The sequence below is a fragment of the Enterococcus eurekensis genome, from assembly GCF_042654605.1.
Lineage (GTDB): Bacteria > Bacillota > Bacilli > Lactobacillales > Enterococcaceae > Enterococcus_I > Enterococcus_I eurekensis.
The window spans coordinates 1-19,812 of sequence record NZ_JBHSGT010000033.1 but is presented as its reverse complement, the minus strand read 5'-3'; the positions used below and the strand labels follow the sequence as shown (position 1 = coordinate 19,812).

At 36.5% G+C, this 19,812-nt stretch carries 21 protein-coding genes and 1 pseudogene; 19 read left to right on the top strand and 3 right to left on the bottom strand.

The window, feature by feature from the left end:
• Positions 1–325: 325 nt before the first annotated feature.
• Positions 326–1,003 (bottom strand): SWIM zinc finger family protein, encoded by a 678-nt coding sequence (locus ACFO3L_RS05030; RefSeq protein ID WP_379964470.1) that lies wholly within the window; start codon positions 1,001–1,003, stop codon positions 326–328.
• Positions 1,003–3,534, bottom strand: coding sequence for a DEAD/DEAH box helicase (locus ACFO3L_RS05025; protein ID WP_379964468.1), 2,532 nt, complete (start codon positions 3,532–3,534; stop codon positions 1,003–1,005). The genes ACFO3L_RS05030 and ACFO3L_RS05025 overlap by 1 nt, the downstream gene beginning before the upstream one ends.
• Positions 3,535–3,803: 269 nt before the next feature.
• Between ACFO3L_RS05025 and ACFO3L_RS05020 the strand changes: the two genes are divergently transcribed.
• The 4 genes from ACFO3L_RS05020 (at position 3,804) to ACFO3L_RS05005 (ending at position 7,379) form a co-directional block, all read left to right on the top strand.
• Positions 3,804–4,046, top strand: a complete 243-nt coding sequence (locus ACFO3L_RS05020) for an AbrB/MazE/SpoVT family DNA-binding domain-containing protein (RefSeq protein ID WP_373748229.1) — start codon at positions 3,804–3,806, stop codon at positions 4,044–4,046.
• Positions 4,040–4,378 (top strand): type II toxin-antitoxin system PemK/MazF family toxin, encoded by a 339-nt coding sequence (locus ACFO3L_RS05015; protein ID WP_373748230.1) that lies wholly within the window; start codon positions 4,040–4,042, stop codon positions 4,376–4,378. Before ACFO3L_RS05020 ends, ACFO3L_RS05015 begins: the two co-directional genes overlap by 7 nt.
• A 631-nt stretch (positions 4,379–5,009) precedes the next feature.
• Positions 5,010–6,172, top strand: a protein-coding gene (locus tag ACFO3L_RS05010; RefSeq protein ID WP_379964465.1) for an IS3 family transposase whose coding sequence is annotated in 2 segments (ribosomal slippage) — positions 5,010–5,259 and positions 5,259–6,172 — 1,164 coding nt in all. Because the reading frame shifts where the segments join, the coding sequence is not laid out codon by codon here.
• A 421-nt stretch (positions 6,173–6,593) separates the two neighbouring features.
• Positions 6,594–7,379 carry a formate/nitrite transporter family protein gene (locus ACFO3L_RS05005; protein WP_379964463.1) on the top strand — a complete coding sequence of 262 codons (786 nt, stop codon included), beginning with the start codon at positions 6,594–6,596 and terminating at the stop codon, positions 7,377–7,379.
• Between the two features lie 52 nt (positions 7,380–7,431).
• On the opposite strand, the gene ACFO3L_RS05000 is transcribed toward ACFO3L_RS05005, so the two are convergent.
• The gene (locus ACFO3L_RS05000; RefSeq protein ID WP_379964461.1) at positions 7,432–7,722 is read right to left on the bottom strand and encodes a hypothetical protein; all 291 of its coding nucleotides are present in this window, start codon (positions 7,720–7,722) and stop codon (positions 7,432–7,434) included.
• A gap of 156 nt (positions 7,723–7,878) precedes the next feature.
• Here ACFO3L_RS05000 and ACFO3L_RS04995 point away from each other — a divergent pair, with 156 nt between their 5' ends.
• The 15 genes and pseudogenes from ACFO3L_RS04995 to ACFO3L_RS04925 all read left to right on the top strand — a co-directional run.
• Positions 7,879–8,589, top strand: coding sequence for a dihydropteridine reductase (locus tag ACFO3L_RS04995; RefSeq protein WP_379964459.1), 711 nt, complete (start codon positions 7,879–7,881; stop codon positions 8,587–8,589).
• 88 nt (positions 8,590–8,677) lie between these two features.
• On the top strand, positions 8,678–10,603 hold the full coding sequence (locus tag ACFO3L_RS04990) for a fructose-1,6-bisphosphatase (RefSeq protein ID WP_379964457.1): 1,926 nt from the start codon (positions 8,678–8,680) through the stop codon (positions 10,601–10,603).
• 54 nt (positions 10,604–10,657) lie between these two features.
• Entirely contained in the window at positions 10,658–10,783 is a 126-nt protein-coding gene (locus ACFO3L_RS04985) for a hypothetical protein (RefSeq protein WP_379964455.1), read from the top strand.
• 6 nt (positions 10,784–10,789) lie between these two features.
• Positions 10,790–11,143, top strand: a complete 354-nt coding sequence (locus ACFO3L_RS04980) for a YbaK/EbsC family protein (protein WP_379964472.1) — start codon at positions 10,790–10,792, stop codon at positions 11,141–11,143.
• Between the two features lie 425 nt (positions 11,144–11,568).
• Positions 11,569–12,048 carry a sigma-70 family RNA polymerase sigma factor gene (locus tag ACFO3L_RS04975; protein ID WP_379964453.1) on the top strand — a complete coding sequence of 160 codons (480 nt, stop codon included), beginning with the start codon at positions 11,569–11,571 and terminating at the stop codon, positions 12,046–12,048.
• Between the two features lie 77 nt (positions 12,049–12,125).
• Complete coding sequence (locus ACFO3L_RS04970) at positions 12,126–12,332, top strand: hypothetical protein (protein ID WP_379964451.1); 207 nt, start codon at positions 12,126–12,128, stop codon at positions 12,330–12,332.
• Positions 12,333–12,348: 16 nt separating this feature from the next.
• Positions 12,349–12,567 carry a DUF2922 domain-containing protein gene (locus ACFO3L_RS04965; protein ID WP_379964449.1) on the top strand — a complete coding sequence of 73 codons (219 nt, stop codon included), beginning with the start codon at positions 12,349–12,351 and terminating at the stop codon, positions 12,565–12,567.
• A gap of 74 nt (positions 12,568–12,641) precedes the next feature.
• Positions 12,642–13,496, top strand: coding sequence for a GH25 family lysozyme (locus ACFO3L_RS04960; RefSeq protein WP_379964447.1), 855 nt, complete (start codon positions 12,642–12,644; stop codon positions 13,494–13,496).
• 179 nt (positions 13,497–13,675) lie between these two features.
• Positions 13,676–14,602, top strand: coding sequence for an LCP family glycopolymer transferase (locus ACFO3L_RS04955; protein WP_379964445.1), 927 nt, complete (start codon positions 13,676–13,678; stop codon positions 14,600–14,602).
• Between the two features lie 68 nt (positions 14,603–14,670).
• Positions 14,671–15,366 carry a sugar transferase gene (locus ACFO3L_RS04950; protein ID WP_379964443.1) on the top strand — a complete coding sequence of 232 codons (696 nt, stop codon included), beginning with the start codon at positions 14,671–14,673 and terminating at the stop codon, positions 15,364–15,366.
• A gap of 35 nt (positions 15,367–15,401) precedes the next feature.
• Positions 15,402–16,181: a DUF4422 domain-containing protein gene (locus ACFO3L_RS04945; RefSeq protein ID WP_379964441.1), complete on the top strand. Its 780-nt coding sequence runs from the start codon at positions 15,402–15,404 to the stop codon at positions 16,179–16,181.
• Positions 16,182–16,235: 54 nt separating this feature from the next.
• Positions 16,236–17,336, top strand: coding sequence for a UDP-galactopyranose mutase (gene glf / locus ACFO3L_RS04940; RefSeq protein ID WP_379964439.1), 1,101 nt, complete (start codon positions 16,236–16,238; stop codon positions 17,334–17,336).
• 62 nt (positions 17,337–17,398) lie between these two features.
• A complete protein-coding gene (locus ACFO3L_RS04935) occupies positions 17,399–18,814 on the top strand; it encodes a flippase (RefSeq protein WP_379964437.1) in 1,416 nt (471 codons plus the stop codon).
• Between the two features lie 25 nt (positions 18,815–18,839).
• Positions 18,840–19,148 (top strand): hypothetical protein, encoded by a 309-nt coding sequence (locus ACFO3L_RS04930; RefSeq protein WP_379964435.1) that lies wholly within the window; start codon positions 18,840–18,842, stop codon positions 19,146–19,148.
• A gap of 61 nt (positions 19,149–19,209) precedes the next feature.
• Positions 19,210–19,812 (top strand): annotated as a pseudogene (locus ACFO3L_RS04925) (IS3 family transposase); the annotation flags it as partial.

Genomic DNA, 19,812 nt, shown 5'->3' with positions numbered 1-19,812 from the left:
TACTTGTGTGGACTTCCCTCAAGAGGAATAGTCGTTGAACCTTCCTATTTCTAGGCTTGGCTGCTGATGTTCGATTATGTGAACACTTAGGATTTAAGCTTATGCCATCTAACGAATTTTTTCTGTTTTCACCACGTTCACGCTTGGGTTTGATATCCCTACGTTGTCGTTTCGTTAGCTTTACGAGTTCCCAGCAATTCAGTTTCTTCATTGGACAATACGAGTGTTTGTATGGCCTCTAAATGCAAGTTTCTCTACATTCTTACAGTACGTCTACGGGCTATCATCCCACCATTAAAATAGTGGGTTTTCTCGCCCGCAAATTCTATAAATCAAAAAAGTCAAAGATGTGTTCATCGTTGATGATTCGATCCGATTGAACATTCTCGGCATTTTGTAAGAGGTTTGTCATTTTTTCTTCGACTGATTTTTTGATGAAGGTCGCAGTATCGATTCCGCGTAACTCAAACAAGAGGAGCGGTTCGTGATCAAGTTTTGTTCCTACACCATACAGCACGGCTGATACGTGTTTGCACATATACGCCCAATCGGGACAAGTGCAGTGTAGGTGGATGGCATTGATATCTGGGAATAGGCCATTATCAGATGTTAAAAATTGTTCTGCTAAGTTTTTAGGGAATTGCCCACTCGCCAGTACTTCTAAACTATCGAGGTGTCCGCTCATTTGTCGGACGAGTCGTTGATCTTCTAAGGGATCGATGTCGATTTTAACGCGATAAGGACGGTTTCCATTGCCAGCTACGACTCCTCGGATGGTTCCTTTTTTAATCGTTAAATCAAAAATTTTCCCATTTCTGAGATACGTTCGGCCGCGACCGACTCGATTATCGTAATCGGCATAGTATTTTAGATGATCACACCACGCTTTTCCCCAAAAAGAACTGGCGATTTTTGAACCTGTGATTGTCACGGGTTGAGCATTCGGGTATTTTTTTTGATATTTTTTTTGTAGTTCACGCGTATAGTCATAGGGCTCCCACATTAAGGATTCACCTCCAAAGTAAAGAGTTGCTTCAGTTCTTCATTGCTCATTTCAGTCAACCATTGTTCGCCACTTGTTTCTGTGATTAATTCAGTCGAGAGCTGTAATTTTTCCAGTAACATTTGATCAATTTTTTCTTCAATGGTTCCGCTCGTTACAAATTTGTAGACAAAGACATTCTTTTCTTGGCCAATTCGAAAAGCGCGATCAGTCGCTTGATTTTCAATGGCTGGATTCCACCAACGGTCAAAGTGAATGATGTGATTCGCCGCAGTTAAGTTCAAACCAACGCCACCTGCTTTGAGTGAGAGAATCATGTAAGGCGTATACGTCTCAGGTGCATTAAAGGTATCGACGAGATCACCGCGATGCTTGACCGGTGTGCCACCATGAAGGACGAGTCCTTCTTGTCCGAAGACTTCTGCTAAAAAGGTATGCAACGGTTCGCACATTTCTTTAAATTGTGTGAAAATCAAGACTCGTTCGCGTTTGTCACGAATCGTGCGACAAATGTCTGCGAGTGTTTCGAATTTACCGCTCATCGCCGGCTTAAAGGTTTGATTGCCCAGATATTGATCGGGGTGATTACAAATTTGCTTGAATTTTGAAATGGCTGTCAGAACCATTCCTTTGCGCTGCATGCCTTCAGAAACTTCCAGCGCTTGTAACATTTCTTTTTGAACACTTTTATAGAGGGCAATTTGTTTTTTAGATAGCGCGATGTACTCTTTTATTTCATTTTTTTCTGGTAAATCCGAAATGATTTGTTGATCGGTTTTTAATCGGCGTAACGTAAACGGTGTAATCATCTTGCGTAAGGTGCGGTAATCTGCGCCATTTTTCATTTGCTGTTTGAATTCTTTGGAGGATCCTAATAATCCTGGATTCAAAAAATCAAAGAGACTCCATAAATCGGATAGCTGATTTTCGATAGGCGTTCCAGTCATCGCGATTTTTGCCTGGGCATGAAGGGCTTTCACACTCTTCGTTTGTTTGGTTGCCGGATTCTTAATAGCTTGCGCTTCATCCAAAATGAGCAAATCGAACGTTTCCTCTTTGAGCGCATCGATTTTTGCGACCATACCATAAGTTGTGATAAAAAGATCAGCATCAGTCAGGTCGAACGTCAGATTTTTTCCATGTAGGACTCGTAGCGCCAGTTTTGGTGCAAACTTCGCGGCTTCTTTTTTCCAGTTTTCAATGAGGGAAGCAGGGAGAACTAAAAGTGTCCGTTTCTTTTGAGGACGGATGGCATCGAGCAATGCCAATATCTGTACTGTTTTTCCAAGTCCCATATCATCGGCTAACAATGCACCAAATCCATGAGCTTGCATGAACGTCAACCAGTTGTAGCCTGTTTCTTGGTAAGGACGTAAAGTTGCTTGGAAGCTACCAGGAAACTTACTTTTGTGGATGGTTCTTGGCGTGGTCATATTTGTGATGATTTCGGACAACCATTCGCCGTTAGTGGTTTCAAGGAATGCTTGTTGGTCATTTTCTATGGTTGATTGCCCTTGGCGCAATGCCTCAAACAAGGACCATTCTTTTTCTTGGGCTGCTTCATAGATTTCCAGTAGTTGTGCTAATTTCTCATGATCAACTTCAACCCACTTGCCTTTAATGAATGCTAGCCCTTCACTTTGTTGCAGTAGCGCTTTGATTTCTTCTTTCGTATAACGATCCTCACCAAGATACATTTCAGGTCGACCAGCTAGTAGGGCATCAATGCCTACGTGACTGGGTTGCTTGTCGCCAATCGTGATTTTAACCGTGCTTTTTTGTGTCTTCTTCCAAAAATTAGGAATCCGGCAAATGACCCCATTTGCTTCGTAAAGTGGCGTCTCCTTCAAGAACTGATACGCTTCTTGTTCATTAAATCTTAGCGGGGCAAACAGTTCTCCGGATTCGACAAACTGCGAAATAAAAACCGACTCGTTTGCGACACGACCAACTGCCGAGAGCAAGGCCAACATTTCTTTCGTATCGTGAAATTCGAGTAATGCATTTTTTAACGGAAAATGACTCACTTTTCCTTTTTCTCCTGACGAATAGGTCGCTAGAAAAGCAAACGGTGAATCCGCGTCCTTACGTTCGATGAGGTGAAAATACACCCGCCCGGCGATGATTAACGCTTTGTTTTTCGCCTGGATATATTCCGCCACGCTTCCAGGGAAAACGGCTAATTCTTGTGCAAAAAGTTCTGCAAATGTTTGATGGATTGCCTGCAACCAAGTAACCGTTACAAATTCTGAACCAATCACAAAGGGAACCTCTTGTACTAAATTTTCATAAACGGTCTCATCTGGAAAGCGAAACTTGCGCGTCACCTCGAGATCGCCATCTGTTTTCAGCACCTCAACGAATGTTTGCGCCACTTTAACTAAATAATTCAAACCAGGCTCATCTTCTAAAATCGTCTCGCTAAATCCTAATTCATACAATGTCTCAAACGGCTCAGCCTGAAGCTTAAGCGCCCATTTTGATTCCGCATTTTCCACATAGAATCCTTCTTTAAGATAAATGACTTGCATCCTCACACTCCCTCATTTCTTTGTACTGACTTGATTTTAAGATAAGTATACTTGATTTTTGAGGGAGGTGGAAGGGAAGGAGGCGACTATGCTCGCGTGAATTTCCAAAATTTGGGAATCGATTGAAAGAATCTTCAACACTTTAAAAGGATTAAAGTTCTTTTTTAGTGAAGGTAAAGGCTATCATCTTTCTACTTTTTAACGAGTTTCAAGTGTATACAAAATAGATACTTTTTTGGTATAATAAACAAAAGAAAGGAAGGGTTCTAATGATTAAACTACCAGTTAAGCAGTGGGGCAACAGTCATGCAATCCGTTTACCAAAAAGCTTATTAGAAGCATTGGAAGTAGAAAAAGATGATGAGTTAAATGTAGAAGTCATGAATCATTCGATTGTATTGACTAAAGCCAAAAAAGAAGTCACATTTGAAGAACTTTTCAAAGACTACAACAAAGAAACATTTACAACAGAACTACAACATTTTTCTCCTATAGGAAATGAGAAATGGTAAAACAAGGCGATATTGTTAAGATGAATTTAGATCCTAAACAAGGACATGAACAGCAAGGATACAGACCTTATATTTGTTTAAGTTATCATGGTGTCAGTGACTATGCTAATATAGCAGTCTTTGCTCCAATATCAAACACAGAACGCAACTATCCTTTATATGTTCCTTTAAAAGATACGAAATCTTCAGGGAAAGTTTTGTTAGATCAATTAGTTACCATTGATTACAACGCAAGGAAATATAGTTATGTGGAGAGTGTTCCAGAGAAATTGATAGATGAATTATTAGTGAAAGTGAAAGTGATTTTTCAAAAAAATGAAAAGATAACGTGATTTTGACAGTTAAAAATTAGATTTAACAACGAACTTGAACGCTAGTGTTGTACGAAACATTTCTTGTTTCACAACACTCGCTTTTTCTTCTCGCGTCGCTTATAAAATTCAACATCATGCGATTATCTCCGTATACCTTTGTGGTACGCAGGATAATTTTTGCGAGCAACTAAAGAATATACAATGAGCAAAAAAACGAATCATCACCTATTCGTAAAATAACACACGCAAACGAGATCGTTGTCTCTCGTTTGCTTTTTTTGTTCGCTCAGCACGGGCGAACTCTAATAGTTGAAAGTCCTGATTGTGACCTATTAGTGCTAAGCACATAGCCAAAAGCAAGAACAACGGAACCGCTGTATACCAATCGGTACGTACGGTGGTGTGATAGGACAAATAATCAATTAATGATGATTCTCCTATCCCGACTTCCTTAAATTGACACTCCACGCGACTAAAGTCGTCGGATTCTTAGGTAGTACGCCCTAACGGACGCAAATTGACTAAGCTATCCCCGAAAGTCCTTCGGTTTTAATATTTATGCTTGCATTAATATGAATAGGCTACACTTAACTAGACAGAAAAGATAAGGTGTGTAAAATATAAGAAAACACACTGGAGGAAATATCACATGACTAGACGTGTACGTCAAATTTATACCCCTGAATTTAAACAACAAATGGTTGATCTTTATCAAGCTGGAAAACCCAGAGCACAGATTATCAAAGAATATGATTTAACGCCTTCTGCGTTTGACCGTTGGATTCGACAATCCAAACAGACTGGTAGTTTTGAGACGAAAGATAATTTAATAACGGACCAAAAAGAATTAATTGAATTACGTAAACGAAATAAACAGCTTGAAATGGAAAATGATATTTTAAAGCAAGCGGCGCTGATATTCGGACGAAGAGACAAGTAATTGATCAAAATAAAGATCGTTACTCGATATCAGCGATGTGTAAAGTACTTGGTATCTCTCGACAAACATATTACTACCAACCAAAAGAAAAACCTTCAGAGGCTGAGTTAGAAGAACAGTTCGAAGAGTTATTTATGGAAAACCGAAAAGTTTATGGGACAAGAAAATTGAAAAATCAGCTTGAAAAACGAGCCATCACCATTAGTCGTCGAAAAATTGGAAGTATTATGAAAAGACGAAATTTACAGTCTGTCTATACCGTTGCTCAATTTAAAGCACCAAAATCGTCTGTAAACGAAGCTTCCACTCCTAATTTATTGAATCGGGAATTTTCTGATCGCGAACCATTAGAAGCGATTGTCACTGATTTAACTTATGTTCGAGTAGGAAAAGCTTGGCATTATATTTGTGCCATTTTAGATTTATTTAATCGAGAAATTATCGGGTATTCTTGCGGACCTAGAAAAGATGCACAATTGGTCAAAAAAGCCTTTCAAACGATTAATTATCCATTGAATGACGTGGCGATTTTCCACACTGATCGAGGCAAAGAATTCGATAACCAGTTGATTGACCAACTCCTAGAGTCTTTTGAGATTGAACGTTCTTTGAGTCGTAAGGGCAATCCTTATGACAATGCAGTAGCGGAATCTACCTATAAGTCAATGAAAATTGAATTCATCCGTCAACACACTTTTGAAACGTTAGACGAACTACGTATTCAGCTTTCTGACTACATTCATTGGTGGAACTATCTGCGAATCCATGGTTCATTGGACAATCAAACACCGATTGCCTATCGGCAACAGAGATTGGCGAAGCGAACCCTTGATAATGAGCATGGGTGTGATAGCCAAAGGCAGACGGCATAATCATTTGTATTTGCCGACTTCGTCTGAACTCATACCCATGGAGGATCGTTGTCAAGGGCAATCGGAGGCTTCGGATAGATAATGAAAAGAACACCTTATAAAATTTGTCTAAAAAAGTGTTGCCAAACCATAATATACTTTCAAACTCGAAGTATATTGGGAGGTGTAATTATTGTTAGTAAAAGGAATAATCATTGATAATTACTGAACATATTTCTCGGGTAATGAAGAATATTATATAGTTTGAATTTTTAAGATAAATTGCTTAAATTAAACATATTAGCGGTTTTAACAGGTATTTTCGAAAGAAAACTATTTATTTGTTATTAAAAATCTCTTTATTTATATAAAAAATGTGGTAATATAATAGTGAAAAAGATAACAAGGTTGTATTAAAAATTGAGAAGGAAGTGGATAGAAAATGTCACTATCACCAAAAGAATTGGTAGACGAAGCAATTAAAAGAGGGAAAATGAAAGCAGAATATAGTTTTTTAACCACGGCGACCTTAGGAATAATGGCAGGCGTTTTTATTGGGCTAGCCGGTGCTGCGATGATCCGCACAATGGGGACCATGCCAGCTTCATGGGGAACGATGACCAATTTAATGGGCGCATTGATTTTTCCTTTTGGGTTAATTTGTTTACTGTTAGTTGGTGGAGAATTGGTGACAGGGAATATGTTCGTTGTAACGATGGCCCTTTATGCCAAACAAATTCATTTGAAACAATGGCTGAGAAATATGTTAATTGTGACCCTTTTCAATTTTATTGGAGCCGTTGCAGTTGCAATTTTCTTTGGATACTTCTCGAAAACCTTAGATGGAGCCTTTTTAAACCGGACAATTGCTGTGGCCCAAGGTCGAACAATCGATGCACCGCTACAAGCTTTTCTTTCTGGCATCGCCTGTAACATTTTAGTTTGTACGGGTGTTTATATGAATATGGCAGCCAAAGATTTTATTGGAAAAATTGTCGGGACCTTTTTACCAATCGCAGGCTTTGTGATCGCTGGCTATCAACACGTTGTAGCGAATATGTTTTTAGTGATGGCAGGAGTATTAGCAGGCGGCGTCACTTGGGGTGAATTTATGAATAATTTAGTTTTCGTCTGGCTTGGAAATTTGGTCGGTGGAGCAGGAATTTTAGCAGGACTCTACTTCTTAGCTTTCAAAGTTGGTATGAAGGAAATAAAAATCGAATCTTAAAAATAAAGACCGTAGTGCTGCCGATCCATGATGGATGAGCAGTGCTACGGTTTTAACGTGTGTAAGTAGTTTTAAGTTTTTCTTGCAGTGCTTTCGTCTGACACATTGGGCAAGTAAACTTGAATTGTTTTTTATTTGAAAAAATAATCAGCCAATTGGGACGAATGGCTTTTTTCGCTTCTGACCCAGATAGCGTATATATCTCCTGACAAGTACTACATTTGAATTGATGGGTGGTGCTTTCAGCAAATAGCAAAGCATAATATTTTTCTAAAATGTTATGAATTAGTAAATATAAAGTCACCGTAATTAAAAGAAAAGGAACGAGAATCATTAGGAACAAAACTTTCACCTCACGAACTTTGTAGTATAAGTATCGCTTAATTTTGGAAGGAGTACAAGGGAGTATAACCAAGTTTATTTTTATCAATCTTTCTAATTGATAATCATTCTCATTTAGTGTATATTAATGAGAAATACGAATGGAGGATGGTGTGCGATGGAAATTTATTGGACGAAGATTAAAGAAATTATTGAGGAAACGCCGGAAATAAAAACGTTTCATTTGGAATGTCCTGAAGATGTTACTTGGGAAGAGGGCGCACATATTCATTTAGCGTTAGAAGGTTTTAATGCAGGCGAGAAACCTAATCGTGCGCTCGTTCGTCACATGTCGATTTCGACAGTTCAAAAAGAAGCAGCGATTGGCATTACGACTCGTTTAAAAGCGGAGCGTTCAGAGTTTAAAACCATTCTAGGAAATTTATCAATCGGTGATCAAGTCGCTGTTTTTAAAATAAAAAGTAATTTAGCTTTACGTCGGGAAGATCGCAATGTCTATTTATTATCTTCCGGTGTCGGATTGGCTTCGTTTCGACCGCTTGTTTTACAATATTTGGCTGACGGGAGCAAAATCAAGCAACTGCATTCTTTGAATATTTCAGCGCAAACCGATATGTTGTTTCAATCGATTTTTACTTCGCAAGCAGCAAAGAATTTTGATGTGACAGTCGTTAATCAACGGGCGGCTTATTATGCGGGCGTGAAAGCTTTCGCAAAGGATCGAGAGGGGTTATTTTATATCGTCGGTAGCGATGAATTTTTGGAACAAAATATCGCCATCTTAAGAGAAGCAGGCATTCCGATAGAACAAATTATTATTGATAAACACCCAATGAAGCGCGAATTGTTTTTAGTAAAAGACGAATAACAAACGAATGAATCCAGCTCAACTTGTATGCTCTTATTGCACAAGTTGAGCTTATTTGTTATAGTACGATTAAAAACGAGGTGAGCCGATGCTAAGTAAGCCCTACTATGCCTTATTAAAAGAAAAATTTCAAAATAAAGAAAACGTTGTGACCGAGTTGATTAATTTAGAAGCCATTTTGCATTTGCCAAAAGGGACAGAACACTTCTTAAGCGATGTCCATGGTGAATTTGATGCTTTTGATCATGTCTTACGTAATGGATCGGGGAGTGTCAAAGAAAAATTGAACGAATGTTTTTCGCAGACGGATGTTAAGATTGAGCAATTAGCAACTTTGATTTATTATCCTGAAGAACGGATTCGATTAGAGTTGTTGCATTTATCAGCGGAAGAAAAAGCTGCGTGGTATCGTCGGGTGATTCCGTTACTTATTACCGTCACTAATTTTTCTGGTCGCAAATATACGCGGTCAAAAGTGCGTAAAGCCTTACCAGCACGTTTTAGTTATATTATTGAAGAGTTATTAACCGAATCACAAAAAGAATTGGGAAAAGAAGAATATTTCCAAGCGATTATTGATAAAGTCATTCAACTCAATCAAGCGGCGGCGTTAACGACGGATTTATGTTATTTAATTCAACGTTTGGTTGTCGATCATTTACACATTGTCGGTGATATTTATGACCGAGGGCCGGCACCCGATTTCATTATGGAGCGCTTGATGCAGCACCATTCGGTTGATATTCAGTGGGGCAATCATGATATTGTTTGGATGGCAGCGATGGCGGGTTCGCCGATTGCGATGGTCAATTTGCTACGAATCTGTGCTCGTTACGGCAATCTCGATATTGTTGAAGATCGGTATGGGATTAATTTACGGCCATTAATCGAATACGCTCAGGCTTATTATCAGCCGAACGCGATGTTTGCGCCTCGTTTAGATGAGGAGGAAGCGGCGTTTAGTTCACTTGAAAAGGAACAACTAAACACTGTTCAACAGGCGACGGCTATTTTACAATTTAAATTAGAGAGTCAACTCATTCAACGTCGGCCGGAATTTTGTATGGGACACAGAGATTTATTGTCAAAAATTGATTTTGTAGAACAAACCATCCAACTTGAAGGTGTGACTTATTCTTTGGTGAATTTTTCTGCACCGACAGTTAATCCCGAGCAGCCAAATCAATTGACTAGTGAAGAAGTTCAATTGTTAAATCGTCTGCAAACGGCTTTTCAAGGTTCAGAAAAATTAAGACGACATATGGACTTTTTATTGGAAAAAGGGAGTATGTATTTGTGTTATAATGGAAATTTATTGCTGCATGGTTGTATTCCACTTCATGAAAATGGTGATTTCAAATCATTGCGAATCAATCACGAGCAGTATTCTGGTAAAGCGTTATTGGATTTCTTTGAAAAACAAGTACGGATGAGTTATAAACAGCCGGAAGAAACGGAAGATTTGGCAACGGATTTACTATGGTATTTATGGACAGGTGAATGTTCATCGCTGTTTGGTAAAGACGCGATGACGACTTTTGAACGTTATTATATCGAAGACCGCACGACCCATCGAGAAACCAAAAATGCTTATTACACGTTACGTAATGAAGAAACGATTTGTCAAGAAATTTTATTGAAGTTTGGCTTAGAAAAAGACGGCCATATTATTAATGGCCATACGCCGGTCAAAGAAAAACAAGGCGAAAGTCCAATTAAAGCCAATGGTCGTTTACTTGTCATTGATGGTGGCTTTGCGAAAAGTTATCAAGAAACAACGGGACTCGCAGGATACACTTTATTATCGAATAGTTATGGCTTACAATTGGTGGCCCATCAACCATTCGATTCCGTCGAAGCTGCCGTTGTTTCTGGGACCGATATTTTATCAACGAAACGCTTAGTCGAAAAAGTCAAAGAGCGAACAACCGTGGAGCAAACGAATACAGGCCAAAAAATTCTTGAGGAAATGAAGACACTTGAAGTTTTATATCAAAATTATCATAAGTGTTAAAGAGTCAGAGGCAAGAAATCCAATTTCTTGTCTCTTTTTAGAGGATGCTTTAAAATGGCTTTCATTAATACAAAAGTAAGGAGTCCCATTAAAATGAGTAAAACAGCCGTTGAACATTATTTAGAAGCTAAAAATATCGCCTATCGGTCTTATCGGTTTAATACCATTCCAGTTGAATAAACAACAATTCCAATAGTTAAAACACTCGTCTTAACCGGCGATAAAAGTGGGGCAACGATTGCCTTAATCCCTTTTGATCAACATTTAGATTATAAGAAACTAGCGAAGGTGTCAGGGAATCGCAAAATTGGCTTACCACCGATTGAAAAAGTACTTGAAATCACGGGCTACCCGCATGGTGCCAATACGCCAATCGGCATTTTTAGCCAGCACCCAGCATACCCGATATTCTTTGACCAAACAATTACAACATACGAGGAACTCATCGTCTCAGCTGGAGAGTTAGAAAAAGCCGTCATCATTGCTACGGCGGATTTAATTCATCTTATTCAACCGACATTAGGGAATTTTTTAAAATAACGAACAACGCATCAACCGCAGAAAAACCGGAGGATGCGTTGTTTTATTTTTCAGGTAACCGGCGATTTCGATTGCGCCAAATGGTCGGTGAGACGTTGAGATCTTGTTTGAATGCTTTTAAAAAAGTAAATGTAGAGGAGAAAAACCATCTTTCGTTGGCAATTGACGAGAGATGGTTTTTTGCTAGCACAAATGAAAGCGTTTGTCAAATTGGCTAAATGGAAAAAAGCGCCTAATAATGGTAATTATCCAGCCATAATCAACAATCCTCTTTTTGGAAAGGTTGATAAATCAAGGTTTGTCTTTTTTAAAAACTGAAAAAAATCCATCTAGGGGTGGTTTTTTTCATTAGCGAAAATGACTGTTTTTTGCTTGCTTGGTAGGATAAAGATACCTCGAGGAATCAAAAATAAAGGACATTCAAAATGACAAATGAAGAATTGGATCAATTGGTAAGAGATTATGAAGGATTGTTTCGTCGTGTTTTGCAACGTTGCGGTATTTTTCCCGGCCAGGAGACGTATGAAGATGATTTACAGGAATTACGTTTGCTTTTCTTTTTACGGGCGCAAAAATACCCGTCACGTGGGTTCTTTGAAATGGAAAATAAACTTACGCTACTATTTAGGTTTCTTTTGTGGCGACTGGTTGATATCAAACGCAGGAAAATGATTGAAACTTACGGGAATGGTGAAGAGCTCTTTTTATATTTAGCCAAAGAAGAAGGGCTGTATGAAGAAGTTGAATTGTTGGACCAACTCAACGATTTTTACCTGCAGTTATCCCAAAAAGACCGAGAAAAATGTCAGGCGTTATTGAGCGATGAAACACTCTCACGACAAAACCGTAGTCGTTATCGAAACTACTTTTCCAAACATTTTAAATCTTTTTTCAAAAATCTGTGACATTTTTCAAATAAAACTCGTTTATATAGGTGTAGGAAGCGCAACTTACAAAAACAAAAATTGAGGAGGCAATAAACATGAAATTACACAAGCAAACAAAATTAACCGCTCAACTAGCAATCGTCGGGGAAGAAAAACCACAAAAACAAACATTCGCCAACGTCATTGAAAATCCAGATGGTGCAACAGTTATGGCATTAGGAGATATCTTGGCTAGCTTTGATCCAGACAACTCAAGTGTCGCAAGCATGATTGAAACCGTTGAATTCGAACATACAAACTAATTAGGAGGAAGAAAACATGAAAAAATTACATTTAACATTCTTAAACGCAGAAGGTAAGAAACACAAATTAATTCCGAAAGTGGCTTCAACTGAACTAAGCGGTGAAGCAGTCGAAACAGCAATGAATCAATTTGCGGAATTAAACCTATTCGAAAAAGATAACGTGGCTTTGTATCAAGGAGTGGACAGCGCCAAATACGTTGAAACGATCGAAACATCACTCTTTCAAAAATAGATAGCATGATAAAAGGAGACTTGGCAACAAGTCTCTTTTTTAGGAATTCATAAAATGAAAAAGGAGCGAAGATTATGATACCCAAACCAATTATTTTAGATATTAGTGAGTGGCAAGTTCCAACAACAATCAATTACGCCCAATTGAGCCAGCAAATTTCAGGTGTGATTGTCCGTGTCCAGTACGGATCAAACTATGAAGACAAACATTATAAAACGCATATAACCGAATTTAATAAATACAACGTTCCCGTTGCCGTCTACGCATGGGTAAGAGGCACGTCTGTCTCTGATATGGAAAAAGAAGCACGCGACTTTTATCAACGGGCAAAAAACTTTCAGCCAACATTTTGGTGGTTAGACGTCGAAGAACATTCGATGAGCAATATGCGACAAGGCGTAGAAGCTTATCGTCAACAATTAAAAAAACTAGGCGCAAAGAAAGTAGGCGCGTATATCGCCAATCATTTATTCAAACAATTCAATCTCGATACAACGAAGTTTGATGCCATTTGGCTTCCGACTTATGGCATTAATAATGGCCAATATAATGGCAGTAACCCAACAGCGATCAACGAATACCACCTGCACCAATATAGCGACCGTGGACGATTAAGTGGTTATGCAGGTTACTTAGATCTAAATCGTATCGCAAAAGGAATAGTAGCTGATTATTTTGGTGAAGCAAAAGATTCTATTATAATAGAAGAAAGACCCACACGTTACGAGTTAATTACAAACGTATATCTACGAGAAGGACCCTCAACGAAATCAAAAGAGATTGCATTACTAAAAAAAGGCGAGCAAATTTTGATTCATGCCTATAGTTCAGCAGAAGGATATTTATGGGGTGAACAAAGACGTGCAAATAACAAAAGAGGATATCTTGCGTTAGGTATATTACAAGAATATGTCAGAAGAGTTAAGTAAAGTTTACAAAGCACCTATTAATAGGTGCTTTTTTGATTGATTTAGGGAAATGCCTTTCTTTTTTTTGTTGCAGAAAGTATACTAATTCTGTGTGTTAAAAAAAATTGAGTGTACTGTAAATATGTTTTCAAAAAACTAGAAACACATCTTTTGTTTTTTAGTGAATCGGAGGAAAGAATATGTCAAGATTTCAAAAGTTTTTTATTTGGCTATTAAGTATTTTATTAATACTTGTTCTAGCAGTTACGGGAGTCGTAGCGAAAGTCTATCTCGATGTTAAAGGGAGTATGAATGATACGTTTGAGACAGTCGAACGTCAAGAGACAGGTGTTCAACGAAAAGAAGAAGTAGATTTGAACAAAAAAGATTCCTTCTCAATTCTCTTAATGGGGGTTGATACCGGGGACTTAGGTCGTACGGATACGGGCCGGTCAGATGCGATTATGGTTGCAACCGTGAGCCCAGAAGATAAAAAAACGCAAATTGTTAGTATCCCACGTGATACCTATATGGAAATTGTTGGATACGGAACAAGCGACAAGATTAATCATGCTTATGCCTTTGGTGGACCTGCCATGTCAATGGATAGTTTAGAAAAATATTTAGATATTCCAATCGATCATTATGCATCGATCAACATGCAAGGAATTAAAGACTTAGTGGATGCAGTCGGAGGAGTAACTGTTAATAATGATTTGGAATTTACAAATGAAGGTCACACTTTCGGTATGGGGCAAATTACAATTACTGGGGAAGAAGCTTTAGCCTTCGTTCGTATGCGTTATGATGATCCACGTGGTGACTATGGACGTCAAGAACGTCAACGTCTAGTCGTTGAAGGAATTGCTAAAAAATTAATTTCATTGTCCGGCGTTACTCAATATCAATCAGTTTTAGATGCAATCTCTACTAATATGAGAACTGATATGGACTTTACTATGATGCAAAAAATCGCCTTAGAATATCGTAGTGCATTTAGTACCATTAAAATGGATCAAATGCAAGGTGACGGATTTATGCAAGATGGCGTATCATACCAACGAGTTACCGATGAAGAGAAGCAACGCGTTCAAACAGAATTGAAAGATCAATTAAACATCGACTAGTATTAAAATAGAGATACCACGGGGAGTAAAATCGTCGTGGTATTTCAGCGTAGACAAGGGGGATATAAATGGAGCAAAGTGAAGTTCAAACGAAAGTGGAACCACTGAATTTTGCGAGTAAAAATCAAAAAATTGATATAAAAAGAATAAATCAAAAATATTTATTCTTTTTTGCGAAACGAGTAATTGATCTGATAGGAAGCATACTGGGATTGGTCGTATTATTTCCATTTTTTATTATATTAGCTATTTTAATGAAAATAGAAGAACCTAAAGGACCAATCTTTTTTTCTCAAACACGCGTGGGATTAAATGGGAAAAAGTTTAAAATGTATAAAATTCGCTCGATGGTTGTGAATGCAGAGGAATTACTAGAAGATTTACTTGAACAAAATGAAATAGAGGGTGCCATGTTTAAAATGAAAGATGACCCTCGTATTACTAAAGTTGGAAAGTTCATTCGTAAAACAAGTATTGATGAATTTCCTCAATTATTAAATGTAGTAAAAGGTGAAATGAGCTTGGTGGGACCAAGACCGCCATTAGTTCGTGAAGTCGAGGAATATACGGATTATGATAAACAACGCCTACTTGTTAGGCCAGGGTGCACAGGACTTTGGCAAGTTAGCGGAAGAAATTCACTGAGTTTTGAAGAAATGGTTGAACTTGACTTGAATTATATTCAAAATTTAAGTTTGCTAAACGATTTTATGATTGGAGTTAAAACAATAAAAGTTGTCGTAAAATCGGATGATGCATATTAAAAATGGTGTCATGAAAACAGTACTAAGGAGTAGTTATGTCGAAAATAAATATTGCAGTAGCAACGCATAAAAAATATCAGATGCCTACAGAAGAAATCTATTTACCAATTCAAAGTGGGGCTATATTAAATTCCATTGATTTAGGATATCAAAGAGATGATGAAGGTGAAAATATTTCAAATAAAAATTTGAGATATTCAGAATTAACAGCTTTGTATTGGATGTGGAAGAATTCAAAAGCGGAATATAAAGGGCTGGCACATTATAGACGCCATTTCTCAAATAAAAAATTTATGAGTATATTTTCAAAAGGAAAATTTGAAGATGTACTTAGTAAGAAAAAAATAGAAGAACTTTTTAATGATGTTGATATTGTATTGCCTAAAAAGAGAAACTATTATATAGAAACGATAGAAAGCCATTATAATCACACGCATTATGAAGATGATTTAAGAGTAACTAAGGAAGTAATGAATAGATTATATCCAGATTATACGCAAGATTTGAATGATGTTTTACAAAGAAAATCAGCACATATGTTTAATATGTTTATTATGAAAGCTGATTTATTTGATGCTTATTGTGAATGGTTATTTACTATTTTATTTGATATTGAAGAAAATCTGGATATTTCTGAGTATTCATTGTTTCATCAAAGAGTTTTTGGACGCATTAGTGAGATATTATTAGATGTTTGGCTAGCTAAAAATAATTTGAAATATGCTGAAGTGCCAGTAATGTTTATGGAACAACAAAATTGGTTTGCAAAAATAAATAAGTTTATAAAAGCTAAAATTTTAAAAGCTAAGTATTAAAAGTTATATAACTAATTAATGTTTATTGAACAAAAGAGAAAGAGGTTGTTTTTTTTGAAGAAAATTTTAATTGTAGGTGCAGGTTTATTTGGTTCTATCTATGCAAGCGAGGCGGCAAAGAAAGGTTATCAAGTAAAAGTAATTGAAAAACGTGATCATATCGCAGGAAATATTTATACAAAAGAAGTTGAAGGAATCCAATTTCATCAATATGGTGCACACATTTTCCATACTTCAGAAAAAAAAATCTGGAATTATATTAATCAATTTGCTGAGTTTAATCGTTATACAAATTCACCAGTGGCTAACTATAAAGGTGAGATGTATAATCTACCATTTAATATGAATACTTTTAATAAATTATGGGGAGTAATCACTCCAGATGAAGCAAAAGCTAAAATTGAAGAACAACGCGCGGTATTAAATGGAAAAGAACCAGAAAATTTGGAAGAACAAGCAATCTCTCTAGTTGGGAAAGATATTTATGAAAAATTAATTAAAGATTATACTGAAAAACAATGGGGACGACCATGTACAGAATTGCCTGCATTTATTATTAAACGTTTACCAGTTCGTTTCACGTATGATAATAATTACTTTAATGATCGTTTCCAAGGAATTCCGATTGGCGGCTACACTCAAATTGTTGAGAAAATGTTAGATCATCCAAATATTGAAGTGCACTTGAATACAGATTTCTTTGCAGATAAAGAGCGTTATGAGAGAGAAGCAGATAAAGTTGTTTATACAGGAATGATTGATCAATATTATGAATTTAAATATGGTGAGCTAGAATACCGCTCATTAAGATTTGAACATGAAGTGTTGGACCAAGAGAACTATCAAGGAAATGCTGTGATTAATTACACCGATAGTGAGACTGCGTTTACACGTATTATTGAACATAAGCATTTTGAATATGGAACACAAGAAAAAACAATTATTACAAGAGAATATCCAGCAGATTGGACACGAGATAACGAACCATATTATCCAATCAATGACAAAAAAAATAATGAGATGTATCGTAAATATGCAAAAGAAGCACGGAACCAAGATAAAATTATCTTTGGTGGACGTTTAGGAATGTACCAGTATTTCGATATGGATAAAGTTATTGGAGCAGCTCTATACTCCGCTTCAAAAAATCTTTAAGAAAAAGCCAGCGTATGCCGGCTTTTTAATTATTGATCAAGTTATATAAAGAGAGGGCAAACATGAAGGTTATAAAAAACTATTTATACAATGTTGGATATCAGGTTTTTCTACTTATAGTACCAATCATTACTGTTCCTTATACTTCAAGGGTGCTAGGCAGTGAAGGAATAGGAATTAATGCTTTTACAAACTCTATTATCCAATATTTTATTTTGTTTGGCAGTATTGGAATCAACCTTTATGGAAATAGAACTATTGCTTACAATAGAGAGAATAGCAAAAAATTAAAGACTACCTTTTGGGAAATCTCAATAATAAGGATACTATTCATATCAATCAGTTATTTGTTTTTTTTGTTTTTTCTTTTTTTTGTAGATGAATATAGAGAATATTTCTTATATCAATCTATTTTAATTATAGCAGCTGGATTGGATATTTCATGGCTTTTTATGGGACTGGAAGATTTTAAGAAGACAGTTGTTAGAAATATTTTAGTCAAGATAACTTCCATATTTATGATTTTTATATTCGTTAAATCAGAAAAAGATGTTGGAATCTATATATTAATATTGAGTGGTTCAATACTAATGGGAAACTTGTTACTATGGGGATATATCAAGCCAATGTTTGGAAATGTTAAATTCAAACAATTAAATCTTAAAAAACATATAAAACCCTCAATCTCATTATTTATTCCTCAAATAGCTACGCAAGTCTACTTAATTCTAAATAAAACGATGCTTGGTGTTTTAACGAATGTAGAAAATGTAGCATTTTATGAACAGTCGGATAAAATAGTGAAAATAATACTTGCCGTTGTTACTGCAACCGGGACTGTTATGTTACCTAGAGTAGCTAGTGTATTTGCTAAAGGTGAGCTAGAAAAAGTAAAGTATTATTTAACAACGTCATTTGAATTTGTTAGTTTTATTTGTTTTCCTTTAGCGTTTGGATTGTCATCTATCTCTGAAAAATTTTCTGTCTGGTTTTTAGGAGAGGGGTTTGAAGCTACTGGGCAGTTGATATCAATTTTAAGTTTTGTAATAATTTTTATAGGATGGAGTAACGTTCTGGGGACCCAATACTTACTACCAACCAATCAAACGAAGTACTACACACAATCAGTTATAACAGGTGCAGTATTAAATATTTTTTTAAATATCTTTTTAATTAGAGAATTAGGAGTTATGGGAGCAGTTATAGCAACTGTATTATCTGAATTCATAGTAACATTAGTACAAATATATTTCACTAGAAAAACGATAGAGTTAAAAATATTATTTGGGGATGTTTGGAAATATTTTATATCATCAGGAATAATGTATGCATGTGTTAAAATGATACATACTAATATGGATGGAAATTTAATGAATTTTTCCTTTCAAATACTAGTTGGTGCAGTTATCTATATAATTGTCGTCTGGTTGTTGAAAGCAAGGATTTTGATAATATTCAAAAAATTTTTGTTGAAATAGGTGGGTAGTATAATGGAAAAAAATATTGTTAATATCTATGTATCCAAAAGACGAAGTTCCATATGCAGAATCATATTTAAAAGTAATAAATAATGAAAAAAAGAACTATAGAATCATATATTGGAATAGGTCTGAAACAAAAGATAATAAATTCTTGGATAAAGAGATATATTTCAATTTACGGTGTCCAAATGGTGGAAGTAAAATAAAGAAGATTTTTAAAATATTTAGTTATGCTAGATTTATTAGAAAAGAATTGAAGAAGCCGATATATGATAAGGTTGTGGTGCTTACTACTGTTCCGGGAATATTGTTGTGGATAGGTTACACTTAGCTAGACAGAAAAGATAAGGTGTGTGATAATACGTAAGCAATCACACAGGAGGAATCTTATCATGTCAACTCGTAGAAAACGCCGGACGTTTACAGATGAATTTAAAAAGCAGTTAGTCGATTTACACAAAGCAGGTAAACCAAGAAAAGACATTATTGAAGAGTATGAATTAACCCCTTCATCATTCGATAAATGGGTCCAACGGTTCAATCAAACAGGCTCATTCAAAGAAAAAGATAATCTCACCCCTGAACAAAAAGAACTAGACCAGTTGAGAAAAGAAAATACTCAACTCCAAATGGAGAATGATATTTTAAAGCAAGCGGCGCTGATATTCGGGCGAAAGTCGAAGTAATTAAAAACAATAAACATAAGTATTCTATATCAGCGATGTGCCGTGCCCTTAAGATCAGTAGAGGATCTTACTATTACGAAGTGAAAAAACGAACCAGTGAGGCTGAGCTTGAACAAGCCATCGTTGAATAGTTCGCAAAGAGTAAAAATACCTACGGTACACGCAAACTGAAACCCGTGCTTGAGAAACGCGGCTTCACTGTCTCACGTCGACGAATTGGTCGCATCATGAAAAAATTCCGCTTGGTGTCCAAGTATAATAGACGGTCTTACAAACCGCAAAAGACGGGCGTCAATCAGGCAAAGATTG

Coding starts and splice junctions, on each gene's coding strand:
- ACFO3L_RS04975 (WP_379964453.1), top strand. CDS start 11,569: ATGACAAATGAAGAATTGGATCAATTGGTAAGAGATTATGAAGGATTG.
- ACFO3L_RS05020 (WP_373748229.1), top strand. CDS start 3,804: ATGATTAAACTACCAGTTAAGCAGTGGGGCAACAGTCATGCAATCCGT.
- ACFO3L_RS04935 (WP_379964437.1), top strand. CDS start 17,399: ATGAAGGTTATAAAAAACTATTTATACAATGTTGGATATCAGGTTTTT.
- ACFO3L_RS04950 (WP_379964443.1), top strand. CDS start 14,671: ATGGAGCAAAGTGAAGTTCAAACGAAAGTGGAACCACTGAATTTTGCG.
- ACFO3L_RS05015 (WP_373748230.1), top strand. CDS start 4,040: ATGGTAAAACAAGGCGATATTGTTAAGATGAATTTAGATCCTAAACAA.
- ACFO3L_RS05025 (WP_379964468.1), bottom strand. CDS start 3,534: ATGCAAGTCATTTATCTTAAAGAAGGATTCTATGTGGAAAATGCGGAA.
- ACFO3L_RS04995 (WP_379964459.1), top strand. CDS start 7,879: ATGGAAATTTATTGGACGAAGATTAAAGAAATTATTGAGGAAACGCCG.
- ACFO3L_RS05030 (WP_379964470.1), bottom strand. CDS start 1,003: ATGTGGGAGCCCTATGACTATACGCGTGAACTACAAAAAAAATATCAA.
- ACFO3L_RS04955 (WP_379964445.1), top strand. CDS start 13,676: ATGTCAAGATTTCAAAAGTTTTTTATTTGGCTATTAAGTATTTTATTA.
- ACFO3L_RS04960 (WP_379964447.1), top strand. CDS start 12,642: ATGATACCCAAACCAATTATTTTAGATATTAGTGAGTGGCAAGTTCCA.
- ACFO3L_RS04985 (WP_379964455.1), top strand. CDS start 10,658: ATGGCTTTCATTAATACAAAAGTAAGGAGTCCCATTAAAATGAGTAAA.
- ACFO3L_RS04965 (WP_379964449.1), top strand. CDS start 12,349: ATGAAAAAATTACATTTAACATTCTTAAACGCAGAAGGTAAGAAACAC.
- ACFO3L_RS04970 (WP_379964451.1), top strand. CDS start 12,126: ATGAAATTACACAAGCAAACAAAATTAACCGCTCAACTAGCAATCGTC.
- ACFO3L_RS04945 (WP_379964441.1), top strand. CDS start 15,402: ATGTCGAAAATAAATATTGCAGTAGCAACGCATAAAAAATATCAGATG.
- ACFO3L_RS04990 (WP_379964457.1), top strand. CDS start 8,678: ATGCTAAGTAAGCCCTACTATGCCTTATTAAAAGAAAAATTTCAAAAT.
- ACFO3L_RS05005 (WP_379964463.1), top strand. CDS start 6,594: ATGTCACTATCACCAAAAGAATTGGTAGACGAAGCAATTAAAAGAGGG.